This window comes from Sphingopyxis sp. EU05-FHT14B03 (assembly GCF_058790875.1).
The window spans coordinates 659,062-683,059 of sequence record NZ_JBYTDC010000001.1; the positions used below are offsets into that span (position 1 = coordinate 659,062).

General features: G+C 66.6%; 24 protein-coding genes. 16 read left to right on the forward strand and 8 right to left on the reverse strand.

All coding sequences use genetic code 11. The features are described 5' to 3' along the window. Window positions 1-176 precede the first annotated feature (176 nt). Both AC3WS4_RS03275 and AC3WS4_RS03280 read left to right on the forward strand, forming a co-directional pair. On the forward strand, window positions 177-1,049 hold the full coding sequence (locus AC3WS4_RS03275) for a helix-turn-helix transcriptional regulator (protein ID WP_492736568.1): 873 nt from the start codon (window positions 177-179) through the stop codon (window positions 1,047-1,049). 117 nt (window positions 1,050-1,166) lie between these two features. Continuing rightward, window positions 1,167-1,757 (forward strand): hypothetical protein, encoded by a 591-nt coding sequence (locus tag AC3WS4_RS03280; protein WP_492736566.1) that lies wholly within the window; start codon window positions 1,167-1,169, stop codon window positions 1,755-1,757. Between the two features lie 13 nt (window positions 1,758-1,770). Here the strand turns inward: AC3WS4_RS03280 and AC3WS4_RS03285 are convergent, their stop codons facing one another. Further along, window positions 1,771-2,247 (reverse strand): methylated-DNA--[protein]-cysteine S-methyltransferase, encoded by a 477-nt coding sequence (locus tag AC3WS4_RS03285; RefSeq protein WP_056342971.1) that lies wholly within the window; start codon window positions 2,245-2,247, stop codon window positions 1,771-1,773. A 145-nt stretch (window positions 2,248-2,392) separates the two neighbouring features. Here AC3WS4_RS03285 and AC3WS4_RS03290 point away from each other — a divergent pair, with 145 nt between their 5' ends. The 5 genes from AC3WS4_RS03290 to AC3WS4_RS03310 all read left to right on the forward strand — a co-directional run bounded on the left by AC3WS4_RS03290 (window position 2,393) and on the right by AC3WS4_RS03310 (window position 8,993). Continuing rightward, the gene (locus tag AC3WS4_RS03290; protein WP_492736564.1) at window positions 2,393-3,628 is read left to right on the forward strand and encodes an MFS transporter; all 1,236 of its coding nucleotides are present in this window, start codon (window positions 2,393-2,395) and stop codon (window positions 3,626-3,628) included. A 68-nt stretch (window positions 3,629-3,696) separates the two neighbouring features. After that, entirely contained in the window at window positions 3,697-4,875 is a 1,179-nt protein-coding gene (gene purT / locus AC3WS4_RS03295; protein ID WP_492736562.1) for a formate-dependent phosphoribosylglycinamide formyltransferase, read from the forward strand. Window positions 4,876-4,946: 71 nt separating this feature from the next. Next, window positions 4,947-5,600 (forward strand): TVP38/TMEM64 family protein, encoded by a 654-nt coding sequence (locus AC3WS4_RS03300; RefSeq protein ID WP_492736561.1) that lies wholly within the window; start codon window positions 4,947-4,949, stop codon window positions 5,598-5,600. A 70-nt stretch (window positions 5,601-5,670) separates the two neighbouring features. Beyond that, window positions 5,671-8,487, forward strand: coding sequence for a DNA polymerase I (polA, locus tag AC3WS4_RS03305; RefSeq protein ID WP_492736559.1), 2,817 nt, complete (start codon window positions 5,671-5,673; stop codon window positions 8,485-8,487). Between the two features lie 2 nt (window positions 8,488-8,489). Beyond that, a complete protein-coding gene (locus AC3WS4_RS03310; protein WP_492736630.1) occupies window positions 8,490-8,993 on the forward strand; it encodes a hypothetical protein in 504 nt (167 codons plus the stop codon). 4 nt (window positions 8,994-8,997) lie between these two features. Here AC3WS4_RS03310 and AC3WS4_RS03315 read toward each other — a convergent pair whose 3' ends face one another. Next, a complete protein-coding gene (locus AC3WS4_RS03315) occupies window positions 8,998-9,630 on the reverse strand; it encodes a DUF805 domain-containing protein (protein ID WP_492736557.1) in 633 nt (210 codons plus the stop codon). Between the two features lie 187 nt (window positions 9,631-9,817). On the opposite strand from AC3WS4_RS03315, the gene AC3WS4_RS03320 reads away from it, so the two are divergent. Beyond that, on the forward strand, window positions 9,818-10,495 hold the full coding sequence (locus AC3WS4_RS03320; protein WP_056342988.1) for a CDP-alcohol phosphatidyltransferase family protein: 678 nt from the start codon (window positions 9,818-9,820) through the stop codon (window positions 10,493-10,495). Between the two features lie 67 nt (window positions 10,496-10,562). Then, the gene (locus AC3WS4_RS03325) at window positions 10,563-11,804 is read left to right on the forward strand and encodes a hypothetical protein (RefSeq protein ID WP_492736554.1); all 1,242 of its coding nucleotides are present in this window, start codon (window positions 10,563-10,565) and stop codon (window positions 11,802-11,804) included. Here AC3WS4_RS03325 and AC3WS4_RS03330 read toward each other — a convergent pair. Continuing rightward, window positions 11,801-12,691: a prephenate dehydratase gene (locus AC3WS4_RS03330; RefSeq protein WP_056342993.1), complete on the reverse strand. Its 891-nt coding sequence runs from the start codon at window positions 12,689-12,691 to the stop codon at window positions 11,801-11,803. The two genes, AC3WS4_RS03325 and AC3WS4_RS03330, sit on opposite strands and share 4 nt — an antisense overlap. 168 nt (window positions 12,692-12,859) lie before the next feature. Here AC3WS4_RS03330 and AC3WS4_RS03335 point away from each other — a divergent pair, with 168 nt between their 5' ends. Together AC3WS4_RS03335 and AC3WS4_RS03340 are read left to right on the forward strand one after the other, a co-directional pair. Continuing rightward, window positions 12,860-13,513, forward strand: coding sequence for a c-type cytochrome (locus AC3WS4_RS03335; protein ID WP_492736552.1), 654 nt, complete (start codon window positions 12,860-12,862; stop codon window positions 13,511-13,513). Beyond that, window positions 13,513-13,950, forward strand: coding sequence for a c-type cytochrome (locus AC3WS4_RS03340; RefSeq protein ID WP_492736550.1), 438 nt, complete (start codon window positions 13,513-13,515; stop codon window positions 13,948-13,950). The genes AC3WS4_RS03335 and AC3WS4_RS03340 overlap by 1 nt, the downstream gene beginning before the upstream one ends. 45 nt (window positions 13,951-13,995) lie before the next feature. Here the strand turns inward: AC3WS4_RS03340 and AC3WS4_RS03345 are convergent, their stop codons facing one another. Next, entirely contained in the window at window positions 13,996-14,868 is an 873-nt protein-coding gene (locus tag AC3WS4_RS03345) for an LOG family protein (RefSeq protein WP_187141593.1), read from the reverse strand. Window positions 14,869-14,916: 48 nt separating this feature from the next. Next, window positions 14,917-15,582: an extensin family protein gene (locus AC3WS4_RS03350; RefSeq protein ID WP_492742629.1), complete on the reverse strand. Its 666-nt coding sequence runs from the start codon at window positions 15,580-15,582 to the stop codon at window positions 14,917-14,919. Window positions 15,583-15,789: 207 nt separating this feature from the next. Here AC3WS4_RS03350 and AC3WS4_RS03355 point away from each other — a divergent pair, with 207 nt between their 5' ends. The 3 genes from AC3WS4_RS03355 to AC3WS4_RS03365 all read left to right on the forward strand — a co-directional run bounded on the left by AC3WS4_RS03355 (window position 15,790) and on the right by AC3WS4_RS03365 (window position 19,842). Beyond that, entirely contained in the window at window positions 15,790-16,917 is a 1,128-nt protein-coding gene (locus AC3WS4_RS03355) for a phosphoserine transaminase (protein WP_492736546.1), read from the forward strand. Window positions 16,918-16,998: 81 nt separating this feature from the next. Then, window positions 16,999-18,585, forward strand: a complete 1,587-nt coding sequence (serA, locus tag AC3WS4_RS03360) for a phosphoglycerate dehydrogenase (protein WP_056343009.1) — start codon at window positions 16,999-17,001, stop codon at window positions 18,583-18,585. A 144-nt stretch (window positions 18,586-18,729) separates the two neighbouring features. After that, a complete protein-coding gene (locus tag AC3WS4_RS03365) occupies window positions 18,730-19,842 on the forward strand; it encodes an ATP phosphoribosyltransferase regulatory subunit (protein WP_492736544.1) in 1,113 nt (370 codons plus the stop codon). A gap of 110 nt (window positions 19,843-19,952) precedes the next feature. Here AC3WS4_RS03365 and AC3WS4_RS03370 read toward each other — a convergent pair whose 3' ends face one another. Then, window positions 19,953-20,330 carry a DOPA 4,5-dioxygenase family protein gene (locus AC3WS4_RS03370; RefSeq protein ID WP_492736542.1) on the reverse strand — a complete coding sequence of 126 codons (378 nt, stop codon included), beginning with the start codon at window positions 20,328-20,330 and terminating at the stop codon, window positions 19,953-19,955. 230 nt (window positions 20,331-20,560) lie between these two features. Between AC3WS4_RS03370 and AC3WS4_RS03375 the strand changes: the two genes are divergently transcribed. Next, on the forward strand, window positions 20,561-20,695 hold the full coding sequence (locus AC3WS4_RS03375) for an entericidin A/B family lipoprotein (protein WP_156878310.1): 135 nt from the start codon (window positions 20,561-20,563) through the stop codon (window positions 20,693-20,695). Between the two features lie 16 nt (window positions 20,696-20,711). Here the strand turns inward: AC3WS4_RS03375 and AC3WS4_RS03380 are convergent, their stop codons facing one another. Then, the gene (locus tag AC3WS4_RS03380) at window positions 20,712-21,644 is read right to left on the reverse strand and encodes an alpha/beta hydrolase (protein WP_492736628.1); all 933 of its coding nucleotides are present in this window, start codon (window positions 21,642-21,644) and stop codon (window positions 20,712-20,714) included. Between the two features lie 153 nt (window positions 21,645-21,797). On the opposite strand from AC3WS4_RS03380, the gene AC3WS4_RS03385 reads away from it, so the two are divergent. After that, a complete protein-coding gene (locus tag AC3WS4_RS03385; protein ID WP_492736540.1) occupies window positions 21,798-23,087 on the forward strand; it encodes an adenylosuccinate synthase in 1,290 nt (429 codons plus the stop codon). On the opposite strand, the gene AC3WS4_RS03390 is transcribed toward AC3WS4_RS03385, so the two are convergent. Beyond that, complete coding sequence (locus AC3WS4_RS03390; RefSeq protein WP_492736538.1) at window positions 23,077-23,970, reverse strand: haloalkane dehalogenase; 894 nt, start codon at window positions 23,968-23,970, stop codon at window positions 23,077-23,079. The genes AC3WS4_RS03385 and AC3WS4_RS03390 overlap by 11 nt on opposite strands. Window positions 23,971-23,998: the final 28 nt, after the last annotated feature.

Genomic DNA, 23,998 nt, shown 5'->3' on the forward strand with positions numbered 1-23,998 from the left:
ATTTGCCGGTCTCATGCCCCGCTCTTAGGAAGGCTGCGCGCCCGGCTCTTGACGATTCCTGCTAATTTGTAGAATCCTGCTAATTAATCGACTGACTAGATATCTTTCCATGCCCGACCGGGCGTGATAAGCTGTCGACGACCGCGCATCAAAGCGCGGCATCGCGGGAGGCAAGGATGCTGGGAAGCTTCTTTAAGAGTGATCGCGCGATCTATGCGCGCCACCAGTCGGACCTGGTCGTCGAACGCTGTTCGTCGCAAAAGGGCTGGCGCGGGATGCATCTGGAGGTCGGCCACAATCGCGGCTGCGACGTCCGGTCGCTGATGCTGCAAGGCCATTTGATCGGCATGCAGATCACCGGGCAGCCGCTGGCGGTCGAAATCCATGAAAATGGTCGATGGGTTCCCGCCACCCTGCCCTCGCATCAATTGTTCATCCATCCCGCGGGTACCCCGCTCAATATCCGGCACGATCTGTGGACCCGCTGGGCCTTTGCGATCGTCGACCATCCGGCGCTGGGGGCGCGGCGGGGGGCCGACAACACGTCGGGTTGGTCGGACCATGACCAGATTTTGTCGCTGCTGTTCCAGGCGCTGATCGAGCAGCTCTGCCACGAGCAACGCGATACGAGCGGCGATCGCGCACTGGCCCAGTCGCTGATCGACAGCTTCATCCTGGCGATGCACCAACGCGCCCCCGCGTCGCCCGCCGCATCGGCGCGCGGCGGCATCGCGCCCTATATGGTCGCCGATCTGCGCGTCTGGATCGAAGGCAATCTGGAGGCGAAGATCGGCGTCCAGGACATGGCCGACCGCCTCGGCTATTCCTGCGCCCATTTCGCGCGCGAGTTCAAGCGCGAGGTCGGCGTCACCCCGCACGGTTTCCTGCAGGACATCCGCCTGTCGACCGCGATGGACCTGGCGCGCCGCGGCGCGGCGCTGGTCGACATCGCGCACCGCTGCGGCTTTGCCGATCAGGCGCATCTTTCCAACGCCTTCAAGAGCCGGTTCGGCTTTTCCCCGGCAAGCCTGCGCCAGCGCAGCAATTAAAAACCCGCGATCGGCGCCGGGGATGGATCGACGCCATCGGCAAGGCCTTCGACGAACGCTCGCGGCTGCGACAGGACCGGGTTACAAAGGTCCCAAATCATGAGTGGGAGCGACGCGATGAAAACCGCCTGGGTCTGGGTCGTGACGATGCTGGCCGCCTGTTCGTCGCCGGCCAGCGAAACGGAGACGCCAGAGGGAACGACCGGCGAAACCGCCGCCGCCGCGCCTGCCGCCACGGCCGCGCCCGCCAAAACCACCGCCGCGCTGACGCTGGCTCCCGACGGGCTGTCGATCGTCGAAACGCCACCGGGCAAAGCCAGGCTGGTTCCCTTTGGTATCCCGCGCGCCAGTGCCGAACTGATGGTCGGCTCCGTTCAGGGCGAACAGCTGGGCAAGGGTTCGAGCGCCGAATGCGGCGCCGGAAAAATCGACTACACCAGCTACAGGGACGATCTCCAGCTGACCTTTCAGGAGAACAAGTTCGTCGGCTGGACGATCAACGGCGGCGAATCGCCGCTACGCACCGCGAAGGGCATCGGCGTCGGCTCGACGCGCCAGCAACTCGACGCCGCGTACAAGGTCGACGTCGAGGATTCGTCGCTCGGGCTGTTGTTCAGCACCGGCGACCTCGTCGGCTTGCTCGACATCGATGGAATCGACGGGCTGGTCACCAGCATCTGGGCGGGGACGGTGTGCCTGATCGATTGAGGCGATGACGCGCCTATCGCTCCAGTTCGAGCAGATATTGTTTCGCTTCCATCCCGCCCGCAAAGCCGGTGAGTTTCCCCGTCGATCCGATCACGCGGTGGCATGGGGCGATGATCGAGATGGGGTTGCGGCCGTTGGCGGCGCCGACCGCGCGCGACGCGCCGGGCTTGCCGATCTGCGCCGCGACCTCGCCATAGCTGCGCGTCTCGCCGAACGGGATGGCGAGCAGCGCCGCCCACACGCTTTTCTGGAAGGCGGTCCCGGCGAAGGAGAGCGGCACGTCGAAACGCCGCCGGTCGCCGGCGAAATATTCGCCGAGCTGGCGTTCGGTCTCGACCAGCAGCGGATGATCCGGCGCCTCGGTCAGCGGACCGAGGCGGACGCGGCCCGGCCGGTCATTCTCCCACAGGATCGCGGCGAGGCCGTTGGCATCGGCGACGAGGGTCAGTTCGCCGACCGGCGACCAGATGGTTTTGAAAACATGCGTCATGCGGCCATTCCTTGAACTGTGACGCTCGGTCTATGGCGAGGATTGCGGCGAAGCGCGTCCCGTATCTTGCGCCCAATCGCCCCGCCGAATTTTCTAGCCTCTTTCACCGGCTGTGATAGCCCATGGTCCGGGCGGGGGACAGGATATGGCGACAGCGAACGGCGACACGCGGCACAGCCCCGTCCGGCTGACCTGGATCGTCGTCCTGATCGCGCTGTCGGTCCTGCTCAACTATGTCGACCGCGGCGCGATCGGCGTTGCGGCGCCGCTGATGAAGGAAGAGCTGAAGCTTTCCGCGACCGGCTTCGGCTTTGCGGTCTCGGCCTTTTTCTGGGTCTATGCGCCGGCCTGCCTGTTCGTCGGCTGGCTGTGCGACCGCTTCTGCGTTTATCGCGTCTTCGCGATCGGCGTCGCGATCTGGGCGATCAGCACCGCGCTGACCGGGTTCGTCGGCGGACTCGCGTCACTGATTCTGCTGCGCCTTTTCCTCGGGCTCGGCGAGAGCATCGCCTTTCCGGGCAGCAGCAAGATCTTCGCCGCCGAGGTTCCGGCCGAGCGCCGCGGCATCGCCAATGCCTCTGTCTCCGCGGCGCTCGCCTTTGGTCCCGCGGTGGGGGTGCTGTTCGGCGGCGCGATCCTCGGCGAATGGGGATGGCGACCGGTCTTCTGGATTTTCGGGCTGGGAACCTTGCTCTGGCTGATCCCCTGGCAGATCGCTTCGGCTCCGCTGCGCGCGAAGCGCATCGCCGCGCCCGCCGGCGAGCGCGTCTCCCTGACGCGGCTGCTCGCCATCGCGACGCTGTGGAAAATGGGGGCGGTGCATTTCCTCTCCAACTATGGCTTCTACTTCCTCCTCGCCTGGTTGCCGCTCTATCTCGTCAACACCGAGGGCTATTCGATTCCCGAGATGACCGCACTGACGACGCTGGGCTTCACGACGCAGGGCGTCGTCGCGCTGGGCGCGGGATGGCTGTCGGACCGCATGGTCGCGCGCGGCGCCGAAGAGGGCGAACTGCGCCGCAAGCTGATGATCGCGGGCCATTTGTCGACCGCCGCCGCGATCGCGGGGATCGGCGCCAGCGACAATGTTTTCGCCCTCGCCGCCTGGCTGGCGCTCGCCGGGGTCGGGACCGGGCTGATCGCGACCAACCTGTTCGCGATCGGCCAGATCTTCGCGGGTCCCCGCGCCGCGGGAAGCTGGATCGGCGTGCAGAATGCGCTGGGCAATGTGTCGGGTATCGTCGGGCCGATCGTCACCGGACTGATCATCGACTATCTTGGCGGCTATGGTTGGGCCTTTGCATCGGCCGCCGCGCTGGGCGCGCTGGGCGCCGTGCTATGGTGGAAACTCATTCCCGAAATTCGCGCCGCCGATCTGTGATTCATCGGCTGGCCAATCGCCGCGTGCATTATTAGAGCGCGAACATCCCCTTTTCTTCGGAGCGCGCCATGACCCCCACCGCCACCATCTTGCTGCTCGGCTCGGGCGAACTCGGGCGTGAATTCGTGATTTCGGCGAAGCGCCTCGGATGCCGCGTCATCGCCTGCGACAGCTATGCCGGCGCGCCCGCGATGCAGGTCGCGGATAGCTTCGAAGTCTTTTCGATGCTCGACGGCGACGCGCTGCGCGCGACGATCGAAAAGCATCGCCCCGACCATATCGTCCCCGAGGTCGAGGCGATCCGCACCGAAATCCTTGCCGAGGTCGAAGCCGAGGGGTTCCATGTCGTCCCCAGCGCGCGCGCCGCGCAGCTGACGATGAACCGCGACGCGATCCGCGATCTTGCCGCGAGCGAGTTGAAGCTCACCACCTCGACCTTCGAATATGCGACCACCCGCGAGGAACTGGCCGCCGCCGCGACCCGCATCGGCTTCCCGCTCGTGGTCAAGCCGGTGATGTCGTCGTCGGGCAAGGGCCAAAGCACCGTCAAGACGGCCGCCGACATCGATGCCGCCTGGGACTATGCCGCCGCGGGCATGCGCGGCGACCGGCTGCGGGTGATCGCAGAAGCCTTCATCGACTTCGATTACGAGATCACGCTGTTGACGGTGCGCCACAAGGATGGCGTGACCTTCTGCCCGCCGATCGGCCACCGCCAGGAACGCGGCGACTATCGCGAAAGCTGGCAGCCTGCGGCGATGTCGACCGCCGCGTTGCAATCGGCGCAGGACATGGCGACCAAGGTCGTCGATGCGCTCGGCGGCCACGGCATTTTCGGGGTCGAGTTTTTCGTCAAGGGCGACGCGGTGATCTTCTCCGAACTCTCGCCCCGCCCGCACGACACCGGCATGGTGACGCTGATCTCGCAGCGGCTGACGCAATTCGACCTCCACGCGCGCGCCATTCTCGGCCTGCCGATCCCCGTCATCGCCGTGCCCGATGCCAGCGCCAGCGCGGTATTGCTGGCCGATCGCGACGCGAGCGATTTCGCGATCACCGGCCTCGCCGAAGCACTGGCCCAGCCCGACGCCGAAACGTCGGTCGACGCCCGCATCTTCGGCAAGCCCGTCACCCGCCCCTGGCGCCGCATGGGCGTTGCGCTCGCAAAGGTCGCGAGCGGCACGACCGACGATGCGCGCGATGCCGCGGTCGCGGCGGCGGCAAAGCTGCATATCGACTATAAATAGCCCCGCCATTGCGAGCGCGGCGAAGCAATGACGAAGGATTGTATCGAATCCTCCGCGAGATAAGCTGCGCCATGGCAAAGCGCCCTGTCCCGCTCCTTCGCTGGCTCGCAATCGTCGCGCTGCTGTTCCTCGTAATCGGCCTGCCGCTGATCTTTCGCGACCAGTTCATGGCGGCAAGCGACGCCGTCCTTGCCGCAGCCGACGAGCGTCCGATCGCCGCCGCCGCCTTCATCATCGCCGCGCTTACCCTCGACCTGTTCCTGCCAGTGCCCAACGGCGTCACCAACACGCTCGCGGGGGCGGCCTTCGGGTTCCCGGTCGGGACGCTCGTCATCTGGCTCGGGCTGATGGGGGCGAGCCTCGCCGGCTATGCCGTCGGCCGCTGGGCGGCGCGCCCGCTCGCGAAACGCTGGCTCGGCGCCGACGATGTCGAAAAGGCCCATGCCCTTGCCGAACGCGCAGGGCCGATCGCGCTGATCCTTTCGCGACCGGTCCCGGTCCTGGCCGAGGTGATGGCGATCGCCGCAGGCGTATCCGCCATGGCCTTCGCGCGCTTCGCGCTCGTCATGGCGCTCGCCAACCTCGGCGTCGCGATGCTGTTCGCGGCGATCGGGGCCGCAGCGATCGAGCAGGCCTCGACAGAACTGCTGATGCTTGGTGCCGTGGGCCTTCCCCTGCTCTTCTGGCTGAGCTGGCAAGGCATCGAGCGCTGGCGCACCCGGTGATGCGCGCGACCGGGAAGAAAGCAGGAACATCGCCCTAGGCCGCCCCGCCGGCCGCTGCTACATCCGCGCCATGTCGGAAAAGAATCATCTCTATCTGGTCGATGGCTCCAGCTACATCTTCCGCGCCTATCACCGCCTGCCGCCGCTGACGAACCCGCAAGGGACGCCGGTCGGCGCGGTCTATGGCTATACGACGATGCTGTGGAAGCTGGCGAAGGACCTGCACGACGCCGACGGGCCGACGCATCTGGCGGTGATCCTCGACCACTCGAGCAAGTCGTTCCGTAACGACATCTACGACCAGTATAAGGCGAACCGGCCCGAGCCGCCCGAGGATCTGCGCCCACAATTTCCGCTGATCCGCGACGCGACGCGCGCCTTCTCGCTGCCGTGTATCGAGCTTGAGGGTTTCGAAGCCGACGATTTGATCGCGAGCTATACCGAGGCGGCGGTCGCCGCTGGCTGGGACGTTACCATCGTCTCCTCCGACAAGGATCTGATGCAGCTCATCCGCGAGCCGGCGGGCGACGCGCCGCAGGTCGACATGCTCGACACGATGAAGAATGTCCGCCTCGGCCTCGACGCGGTGAACGAGAAATTCGGCGTCACCCCCGACCTCGTCGGCGACGTGCTCGCGCTGATGGGCGACGCGGTCGACAATGTCCCCGGCGTGCGCGGGGTCGGGCCGAAGACCGCGACCAAGCTGATCGTCGAATATGGCGACCTCGAAAAGGCGCTCGCGGGGGCCGAGACGATGAAGCCGTCGAAACTGCGCGACAATCTGATCGAGCATGCCGACATGGCGCGGCTGTCGCGCATCCTGGTCGAGTTGAAGCGCGACACGCCGATGCCCGACACGCTCGACCAGCTCAAGCTCGGCGCGATCCCGCCCGCGCCGCTGAAAGCCTTTCTCGACGAACATGGTTTCCGCTCGCTGTCGGCGAAGCTCGATCTCGGCGCGACCCCCGGTGGCCCGCCGACGCTGCCGCGCACCGGCGCGGCCCCCGCGCCGGTTCCCGCTGGCGCACCCTCGACCCCGACCCTGCCCCCGATGCCGGCGATCGACCGCTCGCTTTACGAGACGGTGACGACGATCGAGGCGCTCGACCGCTGGATCGCAATGGCCAAAGCGGCGCATGTCGTCGCGGTCGACACCGAAACCGCGAGCCTCGACAGCGTCACCGGTACCCTTGTCGGGGTCAGCCTGTCGACCGGTGCCGGCAAGGCATGCTACATCCCGCTCGGCCATGGCGGCACCGACATGTTCGCCGAAAAGCCCGACCAGATTCCTCTAGGCGAAGCGCTCGATCGCCTGCGCCCGCTGTTCGCCGACGATGCGGTGCTCAAGGTCGGCCATAACCTGAAATATGACATCGGTGTGCTCGCGCAGCACGACATCGTGATCGCGCCCTATGACGACACGCTGGTGATGAGCTTCGCACTCGACGCCGGCAAGCATCAGCACGGGCTCGACGAGCTGGCGAAGCTCCACCTCGATCACATCTGCCTCACCTTCAAGGAGATGTGCGGGACCGGCAAGTCGCAGATCAGCTTTGCCGAAGTCCAGCTCGACCGCGCGACCGAATATGCCGCCGAAGACGCCGAGGTCGCATGGCGCCTGTGGAAGCTGCTCAAGCTCCGCCTGCCGCTCGAAGGCGGCACCCGCGTATACGAAATGGTCGACCGCCCGCTCGCCGCGATCGTCGAGGCGATGGAACGCGCCGGGATCATGGTCAATCGCGACTATCTGGCGAAGCTGTCGGGCGAGTTCGCGACCGAAATGCTGCGCATCGAGGGCGAAATCCACACCCTCGCGGGCCAGCCCTTCGCCATCGGCAGCCCCAAGCAGCTCGGCGAAATATTGTTCGACAAGCTCGGCCTCAAGGGCGGACGCAAGGGCAAGTCGGGCGACTGGTCGACCGACCAGAACGAGCTCGAACGGCTCGAACGCGACGGCGTGCCGATCGCGCGCAAAATCCTCGAATGGCGCCAGCTCGCCAAGCTGAAGTCGACCTATACCGACGCCTTGCAGCAGCAGATCAATGCGAAGACGGGCCGCGTCCACACCAGTTATAGCCTCGTCGGCGCGCAAACCGGACGACTGTCGTCGACCGATCCGAACCTTCAGAACATTCCGATCCGCACCGAGACCGGGCGCCAGATCCGCGACGCCTTCATCGCCGCGCCGGGTCATGTCCTGATCGCGGCCGACTATAGCCAGATCGAACTGCGCCTCGCCGCGCATATGGCCGATGTACCCGAACTGAAGGAAGCCTTTGCGCAGGGGCAGGACATCCACGCCGCGACCGCGATCGAGCTGTTCGGCGAAAGCAACCGCGACACGCGCGGCAAGGCCAAGACGGTCAATTTCTCGATCCTCTACGGCATTTCGCGCTGGGGTCTCGCCGGCCGGCTTGAGGTCACGCCCGACGAGGCGCAAGCGCTGATCGCGCGCTATTTCGAGCGTTTCCCGGGGATCAGCGATTATATCACCGACACGCTGGAGAGCGTCCGCGCCAAGGGCTATACCGAGACGCTGTTCGGGCGAAAGACCTGGTTTCCGCGGATTAAGGCGGCAAGCCAGAACGAGCGCGCGGGCAGCGAGCGCGCCGCGATCAACGCGCCGATCCAGGGCACCAGCGCCGACCTGATCAAGCGCGCGATGGCGCGCATGCCCGCCGCGCTCGCCGAGGCCGGCCTGTCCGACGTGAAAATGCTCCTCCAGGTCCATGACGAACTCGTCTTCGAAGCGCCCGAGGACAAGGCCGCCGCGGCGGGCGACGTCATCCGCCGGGTGATGATGGGCGCCGCCGAACCCGCGCTGACGCTTTCGGTCCCGCTGGAGGTCGAAATCGGCACCGGCAAGAGCTGGGGCGAAGCGCATTGAAGATGCTCGCGCTGGCGGCCGCGTTGCTGCTTCAGGATGGTGCGGCGGTGGTCCCGCCGCCGGTTGTGGAAACCGCACCGCAGCCCGCCGCCATCCCCGCGATCGCCGATGAGGACATGCGCCTGTTCGCCGCACTCAATGGCCGCAAGGTTGCCGGGCGCCCCGTCGGTGGCCCCTATCCGACCGCCGACAAGATCCTGCTGCTCAACCGCGACCGCAATGGCCACCCCGACATCGGCGGCAGCCTCGCGATGCCGGTGCGCCAGTCGCTGCCCGCGCCGCCCGCCGGGACGATCGCGGTCGTCCGGCTGCACCAGCGCTCCGAAACCGTCGTCCCCGGCCCGACCGCCGACGACCTCGCCTTCGTCGCGGCGAACAGGATTCCGCTGTTCGTGATCGGCGAATGGGCGCGCCCCGCGCCGATGTGGGAGGTCGCCTGGCAGGGCGACGCGGTGCGCTACCGCGTGATCGGCGACGTCGGCGAAATCGGTCCCTGGCAGGATTGACGCCTCAGGGCTGCGGCCCGAAGCGATTGGGACCCGGCGTCCCGGCGCGCAACAATTCGATCACCAGCACGAGCATCGCGAGGCCGGCAACGATCGCCGCCCAGCTCACCCCGGACGCCTCGGGCTGCATCTTCGCTATCAGCCCGAAAATGTCGCCCGGCTGTTGCGGACCGCTTTGCGCGGCCAGTTCCGCCGACAGTTTCGGCATCATGCCCAGGATATGCTCGGTGCGACGCGCCTGATCGATTCCCGTCACCACCGCCGCAAGCGGCAGGATCAACGCGAACAGCCCGCTTCGCCCCCGGTCGTGCAGGCGGCGCGCGGTCGCCGTCAGCAACAGCAGCGTGGCCACCGCATGCATCGCCACCGCGATGTAGATCGACGCGATCATGCCCTCGAACATCTCGGTCATCATCTTCAGATTGGCCGCCTTGGCATCATAATCGGGCTGCATCGCGCCCTGCAGGTCGATCGACGGAAAGGTGAGCACGACCTGCGCGATCATCTGGACCGCGACCAGCGGCGCAAGGACGATGGCGAAATAGATCCAGAACTGGACCCGGTCGTCGCGCCCGCGGGGATCGATCGTCCCCGCCACCCCGCGCCGCACGATCCTCCCGATTGAAATATCGGCCATTTGTCTCCCCCTTCGGCTTTCCGGATAGCCGTTCGGCGACGGCGCGCCAAGCATATGCCGCGTCCATCCGCCCCGCCGCGAAGCCGGGCTGCGTGGTCGCGCCCTTTCCCCCCTGCGAAATTGCGCCTATGACGCCCGCGTGACGTCTGGCTGACACAGATGTGACAGCCCCCGACGAAAGGCCGACATGAGCAGCATTCCCCCGCAGGCGGCGACCCCTCCGGTCCGCATCCAGCAGAATATCCTCGCGCGCGGCGAACGCCGCCTGCTCAACTGGATCTGCCCGCGCCTTCCCGGCTGGGTCACCCCCGACCAGCTGACGACGCTGGGCTTCCTCGGCGCGGTGATGGTCGCGATGGGTTATATGCTGAGCTGGCTCGGCCCGGCGTGGCTCTCGCTGTCGGTGGCCGGCTATGTCGTCCACTGGTTCGGGGATTCGCTCGACGGCAGCCTCGCGCGCTGGCGCCGGATCGAGCGCCCCTCTTATGGCTATTTCGTCGATCACAGCGTCGACGGCCTTGCCATCTTCCTGATGGTCGGCAGCATCGGGCTCAGCCCCTATATGCGCTTCGACGTCGCGCTGATCGCGGTGATCGGATATCTGCTGCTGGCGATCCACAGCTTCCTCGCCGCCAAGGTCGTCGGCGAATTCCGCCTCTCCTACATGGCGGGCGGCCCGACCGAATTGCGGCTGATGCTGATCGCGATGACCGGGTTGATGCCGATCGTCGGCGGCGCCGATGTCTGGCACACCAATTTCTCACCCTTCGATCTTTTCGGGCTCACCATCTCCAGCATCCTCGTCACCCTGTTCGTGACGCAAAGCTTCGCCACCGCGCGCCAGCTCGCTCACCGCCGCGACTGAACCCGCCTGCCTTTTCGCTTGACTGTATTGTCATAATAATACAGCTAGCCGAAAAGAGGAGGGCGACATGAATCTCTGGAAAACCGCCTTGGCCGCCGCATGGATCGCGGCGCTGCCGTTCACGGCCGCCGCCGCCGATCCTGCCGCATCCGCGCCCGAGCCGATCGAAATCCTGCCGATCGCCTTTTCCGCCGAGGGCCTGTCGGGTCCCGGCGGCGATCGGCTGCGCGCCGAACTCGCCGACGTCCAGTTCATCGCGCTCGGCGAGGATCATGGCTTTGCGGGATCGCCCGAACTCGGCATGGCGCTGGCGCATGACGTCGCCGCGCCGCCCGGCGCGGCGCCGCTCTATCACGCGGTCGAGGTCGGCCCGGTCGCCACCCGCTGGGCCGGGCAGACGCTGCGCGACGGCGGACCCGACGCACTCGGCAAACCGCTCGCCGGACGGCCCTTTGCCATGCCCTTCCTGTCGAACGTCGAGGATGCGAAACTCGCCGCGCCCTTCGCCGCCAACGACCGACTGTGGGGCATCGACCAGGAATTCGTCGGATCGCCCACGATCCTGCTCGATCTGCTCGCCGAGCGCGCGAAAGACAAGGCGACGACGGAATTGCTCGCAGGGTGGCGCGACAAGGACAAGACCGCGCTCGGCGCCGGCCGGTTCGACGCGATCATGCTCCAGACGACCACCCCCGCCGGTTTCGCCGACCTCAGGTCGCGCTTCGCCGGCGATGTCGAGGCGCTCGCGATCGTCGACGCGCTCGCGAAAAGCGCCGCGATCTACCAGCTCAACGACAGCGGACGCTATCTGGAGAATAACGAGGTCCGCGCCGCCTTGATGCGCGGCTATTTCCTGCGCGCCTGGCGCGGCGCGGCGCCGAACGCACCGACGGTGCTGTTCAAGATGGGCGCCTATCATATGGGACGCGGCACGACGCCGACGTCGATCTATGATATCGGATCGCTGCTGCCCGGCCTCGCCGCCGCGAATGGCAAGACGTCGATTCACATCGCCTATGTGCCGCTGGCGGGGATGGTCCGCACCGTGAAGCCGTCGCCCACCGCCTTCACCGCAGTCGTACCTTATGAGGACGAGGCGATCGGTCCGATCCTCGACGCCGCGGGCATCGCCCGCGACAGCCTGCCCGCGACGGGCCATGTCCTGATCCCGCTCGCGCCGCTGCGCCACAAACTGCAGGGCAAGGCGCTACGCGAATTGCCGAGCTTTTCGCGGTTCATGCTGCTCGGTTACGACTATCTGGTCACGACGCGCGACGCGAAACCCGCGACGCATTTCGAGGCGCGCTAGGTGCGCGCGCGCGCCTGACGATAGATCCCGAGCAGCCGCAGCGTCTTGGTCTGGAAATCGAGCTCTTCAAGCGCGCGGTCGATGCGTTCCTCGCCCGGCGCCCCGACGATGTCGGCGTAAAAGGTCGTCGCGGTGAAACTGCCCCCGACCTGATAGCTTTCGAGCTTGGTCATGTTGACGCCGTTGGTCGCGAAGCCGCCGAGCGCCTTGTAGAGCGCGGCGGGAATGTTGCGCACTTCGAAGATGAAGGTCGTCATCAGCGGCACGTCCTGCGGCAGTTCGGTCAGCGGTTCGCGGGCCAGCACGACGAAACGCGTCATATTATGGTCGGCGTCCTCGATCCCGGTCTCGTGCAGCTTCAGCCCGTAGAGGTCGGCAGCGTGCGGCGGTGCCAACGCGGCGAGGCCCACCTCGTCGCTGTCGGCGACCCACGCCGCGGCGCCCGCGGTGTCGCTGTGCGCCACCGGGTCGATGCCGTTGCCGCGCAGCCATTTGCGGCACTGCCCCAGCGCCTGTTCATGGCTCATCGCGCGCGTCACCGGGCCGAGGTCGCGACTCATCAGACCGTATCGGATGCGCAGGAAATGCTCGCCGACGATCGACAGGCCGGATTCGGGGAGAAGGAAATGGATGTCGGCGACGCGGCCGTGCAGGCTGTTTTCGATCGGGATGATCGCGCGGTCGACGCGCCCGTCGCGCACCGCCTCGATCGCGTCCTCGAACGAATAGCAGGGCAAAGGAAGCGAATTCGGGTCATATTCGCGCGCCGCGAGGTCGCTGTTGGCGCCCGGCGCGCCCTGAAACGCAAGGCCGCGCGCCGGTTCGGCGAGTGCCGCCGCCTTCATTTCGTCGACCAATGCCTGCGCCGATGCCGAATAACTGCCCATATGTGCCTTCCCGCGTGGAGGCCGCGCGCATAGCGGCGCGGGCCTTTTCGCGCAACCGGCGTGAAGAGCCTTTCATCCCCTTGCGCCGCCGTGCGCGCACCAGTAAGGGAGCGTCCAAATCAGATATGAGCGTCCATGGGCGGGCGCCAGCGAACGGGGCTGCAAAGCATGGACAATCGCAACAATACCATCGCCGGCTGGGTGCTCTTTGCGGGCATTTGCGCGCTTGGTCTGACCATCGGGTCGGGCATGGTGTTCGCCGACCATCATCCTGAAAAGGAAGGCTATCCGATCGAGGACGCCGAAGGCGGTGCCGGCGGCGGCGAATCGGCCGTCCCGCTTCCCAACCTGCTCGCCGCGGCGGATGTCGCGAAGGGCGAGGCGGTGTTCGCGAAATGCGCCGCATGCCACACAATCAACGCAGGCGGCGCCAACGGCGTCGGCCCGAACCTCCATGCGGTGGTGGGCGACGAAATCGGCCACGGCCGGGGCGGCTTCGCTTTCTCCGACGCGCTCAAGAGCCACGGCGGCACCTGGACCTTCGAGAATATGGACCATTGGCTCGCCAGCCCGCGCAAGTTCGCGAGCGGCACCAAAATGTCGTTCGCCGGCCTGTCGAGCGCCGAAGATCGCGCGAACCTGATCGTCTATCTGAACGCCCAGGGTTCGAACGTGCCGTTGCCCGCCGCCGAAGCCGCTCCGGCAGCTGACGCCGCTGCGGCCCCGGCCGAAGGCGCGGCGACACCCGCCGCCGACAAGGGCGCCGCTGCACCGGCGGCCGGCGCCGCGGCCGCTCCCGCTCCGGCCGAAGCCAAGAAGTAATGCGTCTCGCGCCCGTCGTGCTGGCGGGCGCGCTCGTGCTTGCGGGCGCGCTGGCGGGTTGCGGGAAAGGCGACAAGCCGGCCGCCGAAACCCCGGACGCGCCGTCCGGTGCCCCCGAAGCGACGGTCGAACCGACCGCGGCGATGGGCGAACAGATCTTCAAGCGCTGCGTCGCGTGCCACACGATCGACAAGGGCGGCAACAACGCCATCGGACCCAATCTGCACGGCGTCGTCGGCCGCGCGGTCGCCTCGCACGCCGGGTTCAGCTATTCGTCCGCGATGAAGGCGAAAGGCGGCATCTGGGACGACGCGGCGCTCGATCTTTATCTCAAACAGCCGATGATGGCGGTGCCCGGAACGCGCATGGCGTTCGCGGGCATTCCCGACGATGCCGATCGCAAGGCGCTGATCCTGTATCTGGACGCGCAGAAATAGGCGGCTAGCGGGCCCCCGCCTTCGCGGGGGCGACGAAAGGGCGGCCTATTCCGCCGCCACCTTTGCATAGAAATCCTGGATGATCGCCCACGCCTCGTCGGCGGTCTCGACGAAGTGGAACAGCGACAGGTCGCGCGCGCTGATCACGCCTTCCTCGACCAAAGCGTCGAAATTGACGACGCGGGTCCAGAATTCCTGGCTGAAAAGGACGATCGGGATCGGCTTGATCTTGCCGGTCTGGATCAGCGTCAACAGCTCGAACGTCTCGTCGAATGTCCCGAAACCGCCCGGAAACACGCACACCGCGCGCGCGCGGAGCAGGAAGTGCATCTTGCGCAGCGCAAAATAGTGGAACTGGAAACTCAGCCCCGGGGTGACGTAGCGGTTCGGCGCCTGCTCGTGCGGCAGCACGATGTTGAGCCCGACCGATTCCTTGCCTTCATCGTCGGCGCCGCGATTCGCCGCCTCCATGATCGATGGCCCGCCGCCCGAACAAACGACGAAGTTGCGGCAGCCATTCTTGTCGGGCGGCACCTGGCTCGCGATGCGCGCCAGTTTGCGCGCCTCCTCATAATATTTCGCCTTGGCGGCAAGCCGCTCGGCGATCCGCTTTTCCTCGGGCGTCCGCGCCGCGTCGAGCACCGCCTGGGCATTGTCGGGCGACGGGATGCGCGCCGATCCATAGATGACGAGCATCGATTCGATCTTCGCCGCGTCGAGCATCAACTCGGGTTTCAGCAGTTCGAGCTGAAAGCGTACCGGACGCAAATCCTCGCGCAGCAGGAATTCGGTGTCCTGGAACGCCAGCCGATAGGCGGGGTCCTGGGTCTGGGGAGTCGATACCGCCTGCTTGGCGAATTGCGCGTCGTCCTTGGCCTTGTGGAAACGCGAACGATGGGGTTGTTTGTCTTCTGTCATGGGCGGACGGCTAGCCGTTTCCGCCGCGAAAGCCAAGTGCGCGGCGCCCTAGCGGCAGTATCCGGCGCCGCTCATATCCATGTGGAAATGGTTATAATGGGCGGCGTTGTAGTCGGGGCTGAGCACCGTGCCGAAGCGCCGGCACGCCGATTTGTGCAACGCGCGGAGGAAGTCCTGCGATGGTTTGTCGCCCGTCCACCCGCCGTCGAGCATGATCCGCCGCCCGTCGGCGAGCACGAAGCCCGACACGTCGACCGCGTTCGAATAGGCATGCTGCGACAGCCGGCCCGAACGGCCGCCATAAATGTTGCGGCAGCTGTAGGTGCCGAAGGTCTCGATCTTGACGACCTCCTGCCCGAAATATTTCCGCGCCGCTGGCTTCACCGCATATTGCGCCCACGCCGCGAAGTTGCGCGCCAAGGGACAGGTCATCGCGCCGAGGTTCGTCGTCGGGGTGCCGATGTCGAGCAGCTTGACCGCATCGATCGAACTGCACCCGCCGCCATGATCCTGGTTGGGCAGCGGGGTGAACTTCACCCCCGCCTGCTTCAGGTCGACCGCGCATTGCCGCGCCTCGGGGCTGTTGAACGACGGTGCCGAGGTCATCTGCGGGCGTTTGGGCGTGTCCGCCGACGGGCGCTGCGTATCGCTGCGCTTCATCACGTCGGGGCTGCCGAAACAGGCCGAAAGCGAAAGGGCCGCGATCGTCGCCATCAGGATATGGGGCCGGAGAAGCGGGAGTTTCGCCATGGCGTCAATTTACCGACACCATGGTTAACAAGTCTTAAAGTATGGCATCGGCTCGTCGATAATTTCGCCCGGGCGGCGCAATTTGTTTGACAGTTACGCGGCGCTCCCTAAACGCGGCGCCGGGCCACGCGGTCCCAACGCCGCGCGAGCTCTCTGCAAGGAGAGACTAACATGACTGAAGTGCCGACACCCGAATTGCGCCCTGCGCGCCCGTTTTTCTCCTCCGGACCCTGCGCCAAGCCGCCGGTCTGGTCCCCCGAAAAACTCAACACCGAATCGCTGGGACGCTCGCATCGCGCCAAGATCGGCAAGACGCGCCTGCAGCTTTGCATCGACCTGATGCGCGAGATGCTGCAGCTTCCCGACACCCACCGCATCGGCATCGTCCCGGGCAGCGACACCGGCGCCTTTGAAATGGCGATGTGGACGATGCTTGGGCAGCGCCCCGTCACGACGCTCGCTTGGGAGAGCTTTGGCGAAGGCTGGGTCACCGACGCTGCGAAGCAGCTCAAGCTCGACCCCACCGTCATCCGCGCCGATTACGGCCAGCTTCCCGACCTGACGCAGATCGACTGGTCGAACGACGTTCTCTTCACCTGGAACGGCACCACCTCGGGCGTCCGCGTGCCCGATGGCGACTGGATCGCCGCCGACCGCGAAGGATTGAGCTTCGCCGACGCGACCAGCGCGGTGTTCGCCTACGACCTGCCGTGGGACAAGATCGACGTCGCGACCTTCAGCTGGCAGAAAGTGCTCGGCGGCGAAGGCGGCCATGGCGTGCTGATCCTCGGCCCGCGCGCGGTCGAACGCCTCGAAAACTACACCCCGGCCTGGCCGCTGCCGAAGGTCTTCCGCCTTGTCAGCAAGGGCGCGCTCGCCGAGGGCGTGTTCAAGGGCGAGACGATCAACACCCCGTCGATGCTCGCGGTCGAAGACGCGATCTTCGCGCTCGAATGGGCGAAATGGCTCGGCGGTCTCGACGGGCTGAAGGCGCGCAGCGATGCGAACGCCGCGGCGCTCGACAAGATCGTCGAAGACCGCGAGTGGCTGAGCCACCTCGCCGCCGATCCCGCCAGCCGGTCGAAGACCTCGGTCTGCCTGTCGGTCGCGGGTGCGGACGAGGGCTTCATCAAGAAGTTCGCGGGGCTGCTCGACGCCGAAGGCGCCGCCTATGACATCGCGGGCTATCGCGACGCGCCGCCGGGGCTTCGCATCTGGTGCGGCGCGACCGTCGATACCGCCGATATCGAAGCGCTCGGACCGTGGCTCGACTGGGCCTACGCCTCGCTCATCGCCTAATTCTGTTCCCCGGCGCAAGCCGGGGCCCATTTCCCCATTCCGCTACAGGTCCCGGCTTTCGCCGGGATACGGAGACAGACAATGACCGCTCCCAAAGTTCTCATTTCCGACAAGATGGACCCCAAAGCCGCCGCGATCTTCAAGGAACGCGGCATCGACGTCGACGTCATCACCGGCAAGACCAAGGACGAGCTGATCGCGATGATCGGCGACTATGACGGCCTCGCGATCCGCTCGGCCACCAAGGTCACCGCCGACGTCCTCGCCGCCGCGACGAACCTGAAGGTCGTCGGCCGCGCCGGCATCGGCGTCGACAATGTCGACATTCCCGAGGCGTCGAAAAAGGGCGTCATCGTGATGAACACGCCCTTCGGCAACAGCATCACCACCGCCGAACATGCGATCGCGATGATGTTCGCCCTCGCGCGCCAGATTCCCGAAGCCAACGCCGGGACCCAAGCGGGCAAATGGCCGAAGAACGATTTCATGGGCGTCGAGCTGACCTCGAAGACGCTCGGCCTGATCGGCTGCGGCAACATCGGCAGCATCGTCGCCGAGCGCGCGCTGGGGTTGCGCATGAAGGTCGTCGCCTTCGACCCCTTCCTGACCCCCGAGCGCGCGATCGAACTCGGCGTCGAAAAGGCCGATCTCGATACCTTGCTTGCCAAGGCCGATTTCATCACGCTGCACACGCCGCTCACCGACCAGACGCGCAACATCCTCTCGGCCGAGAATATCGCCAAGGCGAAAAAGGGCGTGCGGATCATCAACTGTGCGCGCGGCGGGTTGATCGACGAGGCGGCGCTCAAGGACGCGCTCGACAGCGGCCATGTCGCGGGCGCCGCGCTAGACGTGTTCCAGACCGAACCGCCGGCGGCCGATCATCCGCTGTTCGGCGCGCCGAACTTCATCTGTACCCCGCACCTCGGCGCGTCGACCGACGAAGCGCAGGTCAATGTCGCGATCCAGGTGGCCGAGCAGCTGTCGGACTATCTGCTCACCGGCGGCATCACCAACGCGCTCAACGTGCCGAGCCTCTCGGCCGAGGAAGCGCCGAAGCTGCGCCCCTATATGAGCCTCGCGGAAAAGCTCGGCAGCCTCGTTGGCCAGCTCGCGCACGACAACCTCACGACGATCTCGGTCGAGGTCGAGGGTGCGGCCGCCGAACTCAACCTCAAGCCGATCACCGCCGCGGTGCTCACCGGCCTGATGCGCCGCTATTCGGACAGCGTGAACATGGTCAACGCGCCGCATCTCGCCCGCGAACGCGGGCTCGATGTGCGCGAAGTGCGTCATGATCGCGACGGCGACTATCACACGCTCGTCCGCGTCACGGTGGCGACGAGCGACGGCGACCGATCGGTTGCCGGCACCTTGTTCAGCAACGGCGACCCGCGCCTGGTCGAAATGTTCGGCATCAAGGTCGAGGCCGATCTCGACGGCCACATGCTCTACATCGTCAACGAGGATGCCCCCGGCTTCATCGGCCGCATCGGCACCGCACTCGGCGAAGCCGGGCTCAACATCGGCACCTTCCACCTCGGCCGCCGCGCCGCCGGGGGCGAAGCGGTGCTGCTGCTCAGCCTCGACTCGCCGATGCCCGAACCCCTGCTGTGGCAGCTGTGCCAGCTGCCCGGCGTGAAGACGGTGAAGGGTTTGAAGTTCTAGGACTTCCTGCCCTGCCAGTCCGCGTCGGGTGGACCGGGATGCCCAATCAGGCTCTCTCTCCTCCACGGTGTTTCGGCACCACCCGACGCGGACGAATCGCACCGGATCGTTGACTCCGGTCGCGACCAGCCTAAGGCCGCTCCGATGCCCAAAGCCCCCGCCCTGCTGCCCGAAGGCCTGCGCGACCGCCTGCCGCAACAGGCCGAGGCCGCGTCGCGCGTCACCCGCGCGCTCGTCGATGCGATGCGCGCGCACGGCTATGGCCGCGTCGCGCCCCCGCTCGCCGAGTTCCGCGAGACGCTCGGCGGCGACGACGAGCGCGCATCGCGCGATCTGCTCCGCTTCACCGATCCGGTATCGCAGCGCACCCTCGCGCTACGCCCCGACATCACCCGCCAGGTCGGGCGCATCGCTACCTCTTTGCTCGCGAGCGCTCCGCGGCCGCTGCGCCTTTGCTACGCCGGGCAGGTCGTCAAGCTGCGCGCCAGCCAGCTTCGCCCGGCGCGCGAAATGCTGCAGGTCGGCGCCGAGCTGATCGGCAGCGACAGCGTCGCCGCGGCGCGCGAGATCGTCACCGTCGCGATCGACGCGCTGGACGCCGCGGGCATCGGCCCCGTCACCATCGACTTCACCCTGCCCGACGTCGTCGACCTGCTCGCCGCCTCGCTGCCGGTCGCGGCCAGCCTCGATGCCTTGCGCGATGAACTCGACGCCAAGGATGCCGGCGCGCTCGTCCGCATCGGTGCTTCGGCCTATCTGCCCTTGCTCCGCGCCACCGGTCCTTTCGACCAGGCGATCGCCGACCTGCGCGCCTTCGACAGTGCCGGGGTGCTTGCCAGCCGTATCGACGCACTGGAAGAAATCGCCGCACCGATCCGCGACCGCGTGTCGCTGACCCTCGACCCGACCGAGCGTCACGGTTTCGCCTATCAAAGCTGGTTCGGTTTCCAGATCTTCGTCCCCGGCCAGGGCGACGCGATCGGCCGCGGCGGCGGCTATGCGATCCCGGTCGGCGAGGATCATGAAGAATCGGCGGTCGGCTTCTCGCTCTATCCCGATCCGCTGATCGACGACGGCCTCGGCGCCGAGGACGACGCCGACCGCCGCATCTTCCTGCCGCTGGGGCACGATCCCGCGCTCGCCGCGAGCCTGCGCGCCGACGACTGGCAGACGGTGGCGGCGCTGTCCGAAGCCGATAATGCACGCGCGCTCGGCTGCGGCTGGCGCCTCACCGCCGACGGTCCCGTCGAAGCCTGAAGCGCACCCCCACATCCGTTCGTGTCGAGCGAAGTCGAGACACGCGACCGCATAGGCTGCCCAAGCCGTATCTCGACTTCGCTCGATACGAACGGAGCAAAAAAGCCCGGCTAGAAATCCGAAACCCCAAAGCGCGGAATCCCCTGGTTCACCCCCGGCGGATCGAGCACTGTGACATCGAGTTCCACCGGCTCACCGATCCATTCGGCAAGGCTGGTATGGTCGGCGAGATCGTCGTCGGTGAGCGGATGCACCAGCGCGCGCAGCCCCGTCGCCTCGATCGCAGCAACCACCGCCGGCACCGCGCTCCCCACAAAATGCACCTCATATTGCGCGATCGGATGCGGCCCCACCCCGCCCTCGGTCATCGACCCGACGAACAGGATCGCCGGATCGCGCCCGAAATCGTCACGCAGCGCTGCAGCCGCAGGACGTTCGGCGGCGTCATAATAGATATGCGCGTGATAGGGGGCGGCGGGGTCGGTCATAGGGGCATCGCTTTCCGGGTCACGTCACCCCGGACTTGATCCGGGGCCTGCCTGCCTTGAACGAGAAGGCTGGCCGCGGGTCAAGCCCGGGTTCTTCCCCAGCCTGACGATCATTTCGAACGCTTCGGCCAGCGTGACGCCGATGCCGCGCAACGATCGTCGCGAGCGGATGTTGTCGAAATACCGCAAATGAATCGAGGGTGGGTCGCCCTCGTCGTCGGAGAGAGAAAATGAAAAAGCTTCTGAAAATTTTCGCAATCGGCAGCTCGATCTTGGTCCTGTCTGCTTGCAACACGGTTCAAGGCGCAGGGAAGGATGTCGAATCGGTCGGCGACTGTGCCGATGGCGTGAAGGGCAATTGCTAGACAGCGGCGTTAGACGCTATCGCGCAAACACCCGCTTCAACCATGCGTCGACCGCCGTCGTCGGCGCGTAACTCGGGTCGCCCAGTCGCCGGTTGATCTCGGCATGGCCCTGCAATCCCTCGCCGGGAAAGCTGCCATGCTCGACCTTGCTCCCGCCCGCCTCGAGCGCGGCGCCTAGCGCTTTGGCTTGGCGCACCCCGTCGGGCCGCTGGACGTAGAGCAGCAGGAAGGCCGGGGCGTTGGGCGCCGCCGCGTGCAGCGTCGGCGATAGCTTCGCCTGCCGCGCCGGATCGCTCCCGAACGCCTGCTTATAGGTCGCCTGCATGATCGGCGGTCCGTCCTTCGTCTGCGCCGGCACGTCATAAGCCGCGCCGTCGATCGGGATCGCCCCCGCGATATCGGCGAAAGAAAGGCCGACGCTCTTCAGATAGGTCTCATCGGTGCCGACCAGCGCCACCAGATGCGCGCCCGCGCTATGCCCCATCAGCACGATGCGCCGCCGATCGATCCCCAGTCGGTCGGCATCGCGGATCAAGGCCTTCACCGCCATCGCGACATCCTCGGCCTGCTGTTCGACCGGCGAGTCCGGAACCAGCCGGTAATCGATCGACGCAAAGGCATAGCCCTCACCCGGATAATGGTCGGCCTTGAAGCGCCCGGTCGCATTGTCCTTGCTGCCGCGCTTCCACCCGCCACCATGGACAAAGACGACCAGCGGCGCCGGCCCCTTCACGTCTTTCGCACGCCAGACGTCGAGCGACTGGAGCGGATCGCGGCCATAGAAGATCGTCTCGCTGCCCGGCGCCTTCGGCCCCTCGTCGGCACCCATTCGCTGCGCGATCCGGTCGCGCAGCCGCTCGCGCGCCTCCGCAAAGGGGCCCGGGACGATCAGGCTTGCCGCGACGAACGCCGCGAGCGCCGCGCCTGTGATCAACCGCTGTTTTCGCATCGCCTGCAATCTCCGCTTTCCCTGACGCCAGCATATCTAGCCCGCAAATGTCGCAAATCCGTCCCACCAAGCTTGCCTCTGCGGCCAAATCCGCTAAGGCCGCGCCGGGCCGGCGCTGGTCGTTTCGAGGCCCCAGTTCAGCAGGACAGCATCATGGCAAATGTCACCGTCATCGGGTCGCAATGGGGCGACGAGGGCAAGGGCAAGATCGTCGACTGGCTCGCCAGCCGCGCCGACGCCGTGGTCCGGTTCCAGGGCGGGCACAACGCCGGCCACACGCTCGTCGTCGGCGAGCAGGTCTACAAGCTCTCCTTGCTCCCGTCGGGAATCGTCACCGGCACGCTGTCGATCATCGGCAATGGCGTCGTCCTCGACCCCTGGGCGCTGCGCGACGAGATCACCAAGCTGCGCGGCCAGGGCGTCGCGATCAATCCCGAGAATTTCGCGATCGCCGACAATTGCGCGCTGATCCTGCCCTTCCACCGCGACCTCGACGCGCTGCGCGAAACCGCGGCGGGCGCGGGCAAGATCGGCACCACCGGGCGCGGCATCGGCCCCGCCTATGAGGACAAGGTCGGCCGCCGTGCGATCCGCGTCTGCGACCTCGCGCATCTCGACAAGCTAGAGCCGCAGCTCGACCGCCTGACCGCGCACCATGACGCGCTGCGCGCCGGTTTCGGCGAACCGCCGATCGACCGCGAACGCCTCATCGCCGACCTCACCGAAATCGCCGACTATGTGCTCGAATATGCGCAGCCGGTGTGGAAGCGCCTGAAGAAGGTCCGCAAGGCCGGCGCGCGCATCCTGTTCGAAGGCGCGCAGGGCGTGCTGCTCGACGTCGATCATGGCACCTATCCCTTCGTCACCAGCTCGAACACCGTCAGCGGCACCGCGGCGTCGGGCTCGGGCCTCGGCCCCTCGTCGGTCGGCTTCGTCCTCGGCATCGCCAAGGCCTATACGACGCGCGTCGGCAGCGGCCCCTTCCCGACCGAACTCGAAGATGCGACCGGCCAGAAGCTCGGCGAGCGCGGGCATGAATTCGGCACCGTGACCGGACGCAAGCGCCGTTGCGGCTGGTTCGACGCTGTGCTCGTCCGCCAGAGCTGCGCCGTCTCGGGCGTCACCGGTATCGCGCTCACTAAGTTGGACGTGCTCGACGGCTTCGACACCATCCGCATCTGCACCGGCTATCGGCTGCGCGGTAAGATCCTCGACTATTTCCCCGCCCATTCGGCCGACCAGGCCGAGGTCGAGCCGATATACGAGGAAATGGACGGCTGGCACGAAACGACCGCGGGCGCGCGCAGCTATGCCGACCTGCCCGCGCAGGCGATCAAATATGTCCAGCGCGTCCAGGAACTGATCGAAACCCCGATCGCATTGGTATCGACCAGCCCCGAACGCGAAGACACGATCCTGATCCGCGATCCGTTCAGCGACTGATCCCCGCAGCCGCAACGTCGCGGATCGCTGCGACGAAGCCGTCGGGGTCATTCTCCTGAATGAAATGTCCACCGTGCAGCGCGCGATGCGCCATGCCGTGTGCGCCCGGCACGCGCTCGGTGAACAGCGCGTCGCCGCCGCGCGTGATCGGGTCGCCGTTGGCGAAGCAGCAGAGGAAGGGCTTGTCGAAGCGCTCGAGCGCCGCCCATGCGCGTTTCTGGTCGGGTACGGCGACATTGTCACCGAGCGGCACGAAGGACGGAAAGATGCGCGCCGCGACCTTTGACGCGCGGGTCGGAAAGGGCGCGTCATAGGCGGCGATTTCTTCGGGCGTCAACTGCCGTTTCGCTCCGGCATTGACGATCCGCCCGACCGGAAACACCGGACTGTAGCGCGAGAAAGCGCGCCAGATGGCGAAGGCGCGCGGCGCCGGCTGGCCCTCGGGCAGGCCACCGTTGGACAGCGCGACCCCAGCGAAGCGATCGGGCATCTCCGCCACCAGCCGCAACCCGATCAGCGACCCCCAGTCCTGACAGGCGAGGATCATGTTCTTGAGGTCGAGCTCCTCGATCCACTGGCGCATCCACGCGACCTGCTGTGCATAGCTGTAGGCACCGGCATCCAGCGGCTTGTCCGACCGACCGAAACCGATCAGGTCGGGTGCCAACACGCGAAAGCCCGCGTCGACCGCCGGCCCGATCATCTTGCGATAGAGATAGGCCCAGGTCGGTTCGCCGTGCAGCATCAGCACGGGCTGCGCATCCGCTGCCCCCTCGTCGACATGATGCACGCGCAACCCGCCGTCTATCTCCAAATATTTCGGCGCATAGGGCCAGTCGGGTAGCGCGGCGAAGCGCGCGTCCGGCGTGCGATATATGGTCATGCTCCAATCCCCCCGCCGCCACCTTAGC

Bases quoted from the DNA above. Each gene is read 5' to 3' on its own strand.
- AC3WS4_RS03275 (WP_492736568.1), top strand. From the start codon at position 177: ATGCTGGGAAGCTTCTTTAAGAGTGATCGCGCGATCTATGCGCGCCAC.
- AC3WS4_RS03280 (WP_492736566.1), top strand. From the start codon at position 1,167: ATGAAAACCGCCTGGGTCTGGGTCGTGACGATGCTGGCCGCCTGTTCG.
- AC3WS4_RS03285 (WP_056342971.1), bottom strand. From the start codon at position 2,247: ATGACGCATGTTTTCAAAACCATCTGGTCGCCGGTCGGCGAACTGACC.
- AC3WS4_RS03290 (WP_492736564.1), top strand. From the start codon at position 2,393: ATGGCGACAGCGAACGGCGACACGCGGCACAGCCCCGTCCGGCTGACC.
- purT (WP_492736562.1), top strand. From the start codon at position 3,697: ATGACCCCCACCGCCACCATCTTGCTGCTCGGCTCGGGCGAACTCGGG.
- AC3WS4_RS03300 (WP_492736561.1), top strand. From the start codon at position 4,947: ATGGCAAAGCGCCCTGTCCCGCTCCTTCGCTGGCTCGCAATCGTCGCG.
- polA (WP_492736559.1), top strand. From the start codon at position 5,671: ATGTCGGAAAAGAATCATCTCTATCTGGTCGATGGCTCCAGCTACATC.
- AC3WS4_RS03310 (WP_492736630.1), top strand. From the start codon at position 8,490: ATGCTCGCGCTGGCGGCCGCGTTGCTGCTTCAGGATGGTGCGGCGGTG.
- AC3WS4_RS03315 (WP_492736557.1), bottom strand. From the start codon at position 9,630: ATGGCCGATATTTCAATCGGGAGGATCGTGCGGCGCGGGGTGGCGGGG.
- AC3WS4_RS03320 (WP_056342988.1), top strand. From the start codon at position 9,818: ATGAGCAGCATTCCCCCGCAGGCGGCGACCCCTCCGGTCCGCATCCAG.
- AC3WS4_RS03325 (WP_492736554.1), top strand. From the start codon at position 10,563: ATGAATCTCTGGAAAACCGCCTTGGCCGCCGCATGGATCGCGGCGCTG.
- AC3WS4_RS03330 (WP_056342993.1), bottom strand. From the start codon at position 12,691: ATGGGCAGTTATTCGGCATCGGCGCAGGCATTGGTCGACGAAATGAAG.
- AC3WS4_RS03335 (WP_492736552.1), top strand. From the start codon at position 12,860: ATGGACAATCGCAACAATACCATCGCCGGCTGGGTGCTCTTTGCGGGC.
- AC3WS4_RS03340 (WP_492736550.1), top strand. From the start codon at position 13,513: ATGCGTCTCGCGCCCGTCGTGCTGGCGGGCGCGCTCGTGCTTGCGGGC.
- AC3WS4_RS03345 (WP_187141593.1), bottom strand. From the start codon at position 14,868: ATGACAGAAGACAAACAACCCCATCGTTCGCGTTTCCACAAGGCCAAG.
- AC3WS4_RS03350 (WP_492742629.1), bottom strand. From the start codon at position 15,582: ATGGCGACGATCGCGGCCCTTTCGCTTTCGGCCTGTTTCGGCAGCCCC.
- AC3WS4_RS03355 (WP_492736546.1), top strand. From the start codon at position 15,790: ATGACTGAAGTGCCGACACCCGAATTGCGCCCTGCGCGCCCGTTTTTC.
- serA (WP_056343009.1), top strand. From the start codon at position 16,999: ATGACCGCTCCCAAAGTTCTCATTTCCGACAAGATGGACCCCAAAGCC.
- AC3WS4_RS03365 (WP_492736544.1), top strand. From the start codon at position 18,730: ATGCCCAAAGCCCCCGCCCTGCTGCCCGAAGGCCTGCGCGACCGCCTG.
- AC3WS4_RS03370 (WP_492736542.1), bottom strand. From the start codon at position 20,330: ATGACCGACCCCGCCGCCCCCTATCACGCGCATATCTATTATGACGCC.
- AC3WS4_RS03375 (WP_156878310.1), top strand. From the start codon at position 20,561: ATGAAAAAGCTTCTGAAAATTTTCGCAATCGGCAGCTCGATCTTGGTC.
- AC3WS4_RS03380 (WP_492736628.1), bottom strand. From the start codon at position 21,644: ATGCGAAAACAGCGGTTGATCACAGGCGCGGCGCTCGCGGCGTTCGTC.
- AC3WS4_RS03385 (WP_492736540.1), top strand. From the start codon at position 21,798: ATGGCAAATGTCACCGTCATCGGGTCGCAATGGGGCGACGAGGGCAAG.
- AC3WS4_RS03390 (WP_492736538.1), bottom strand. From the start codon at position 23,970: ATGACCATATATCGCACGCCGGACGCGCGCTTCGCCGCGCTACCCGAC.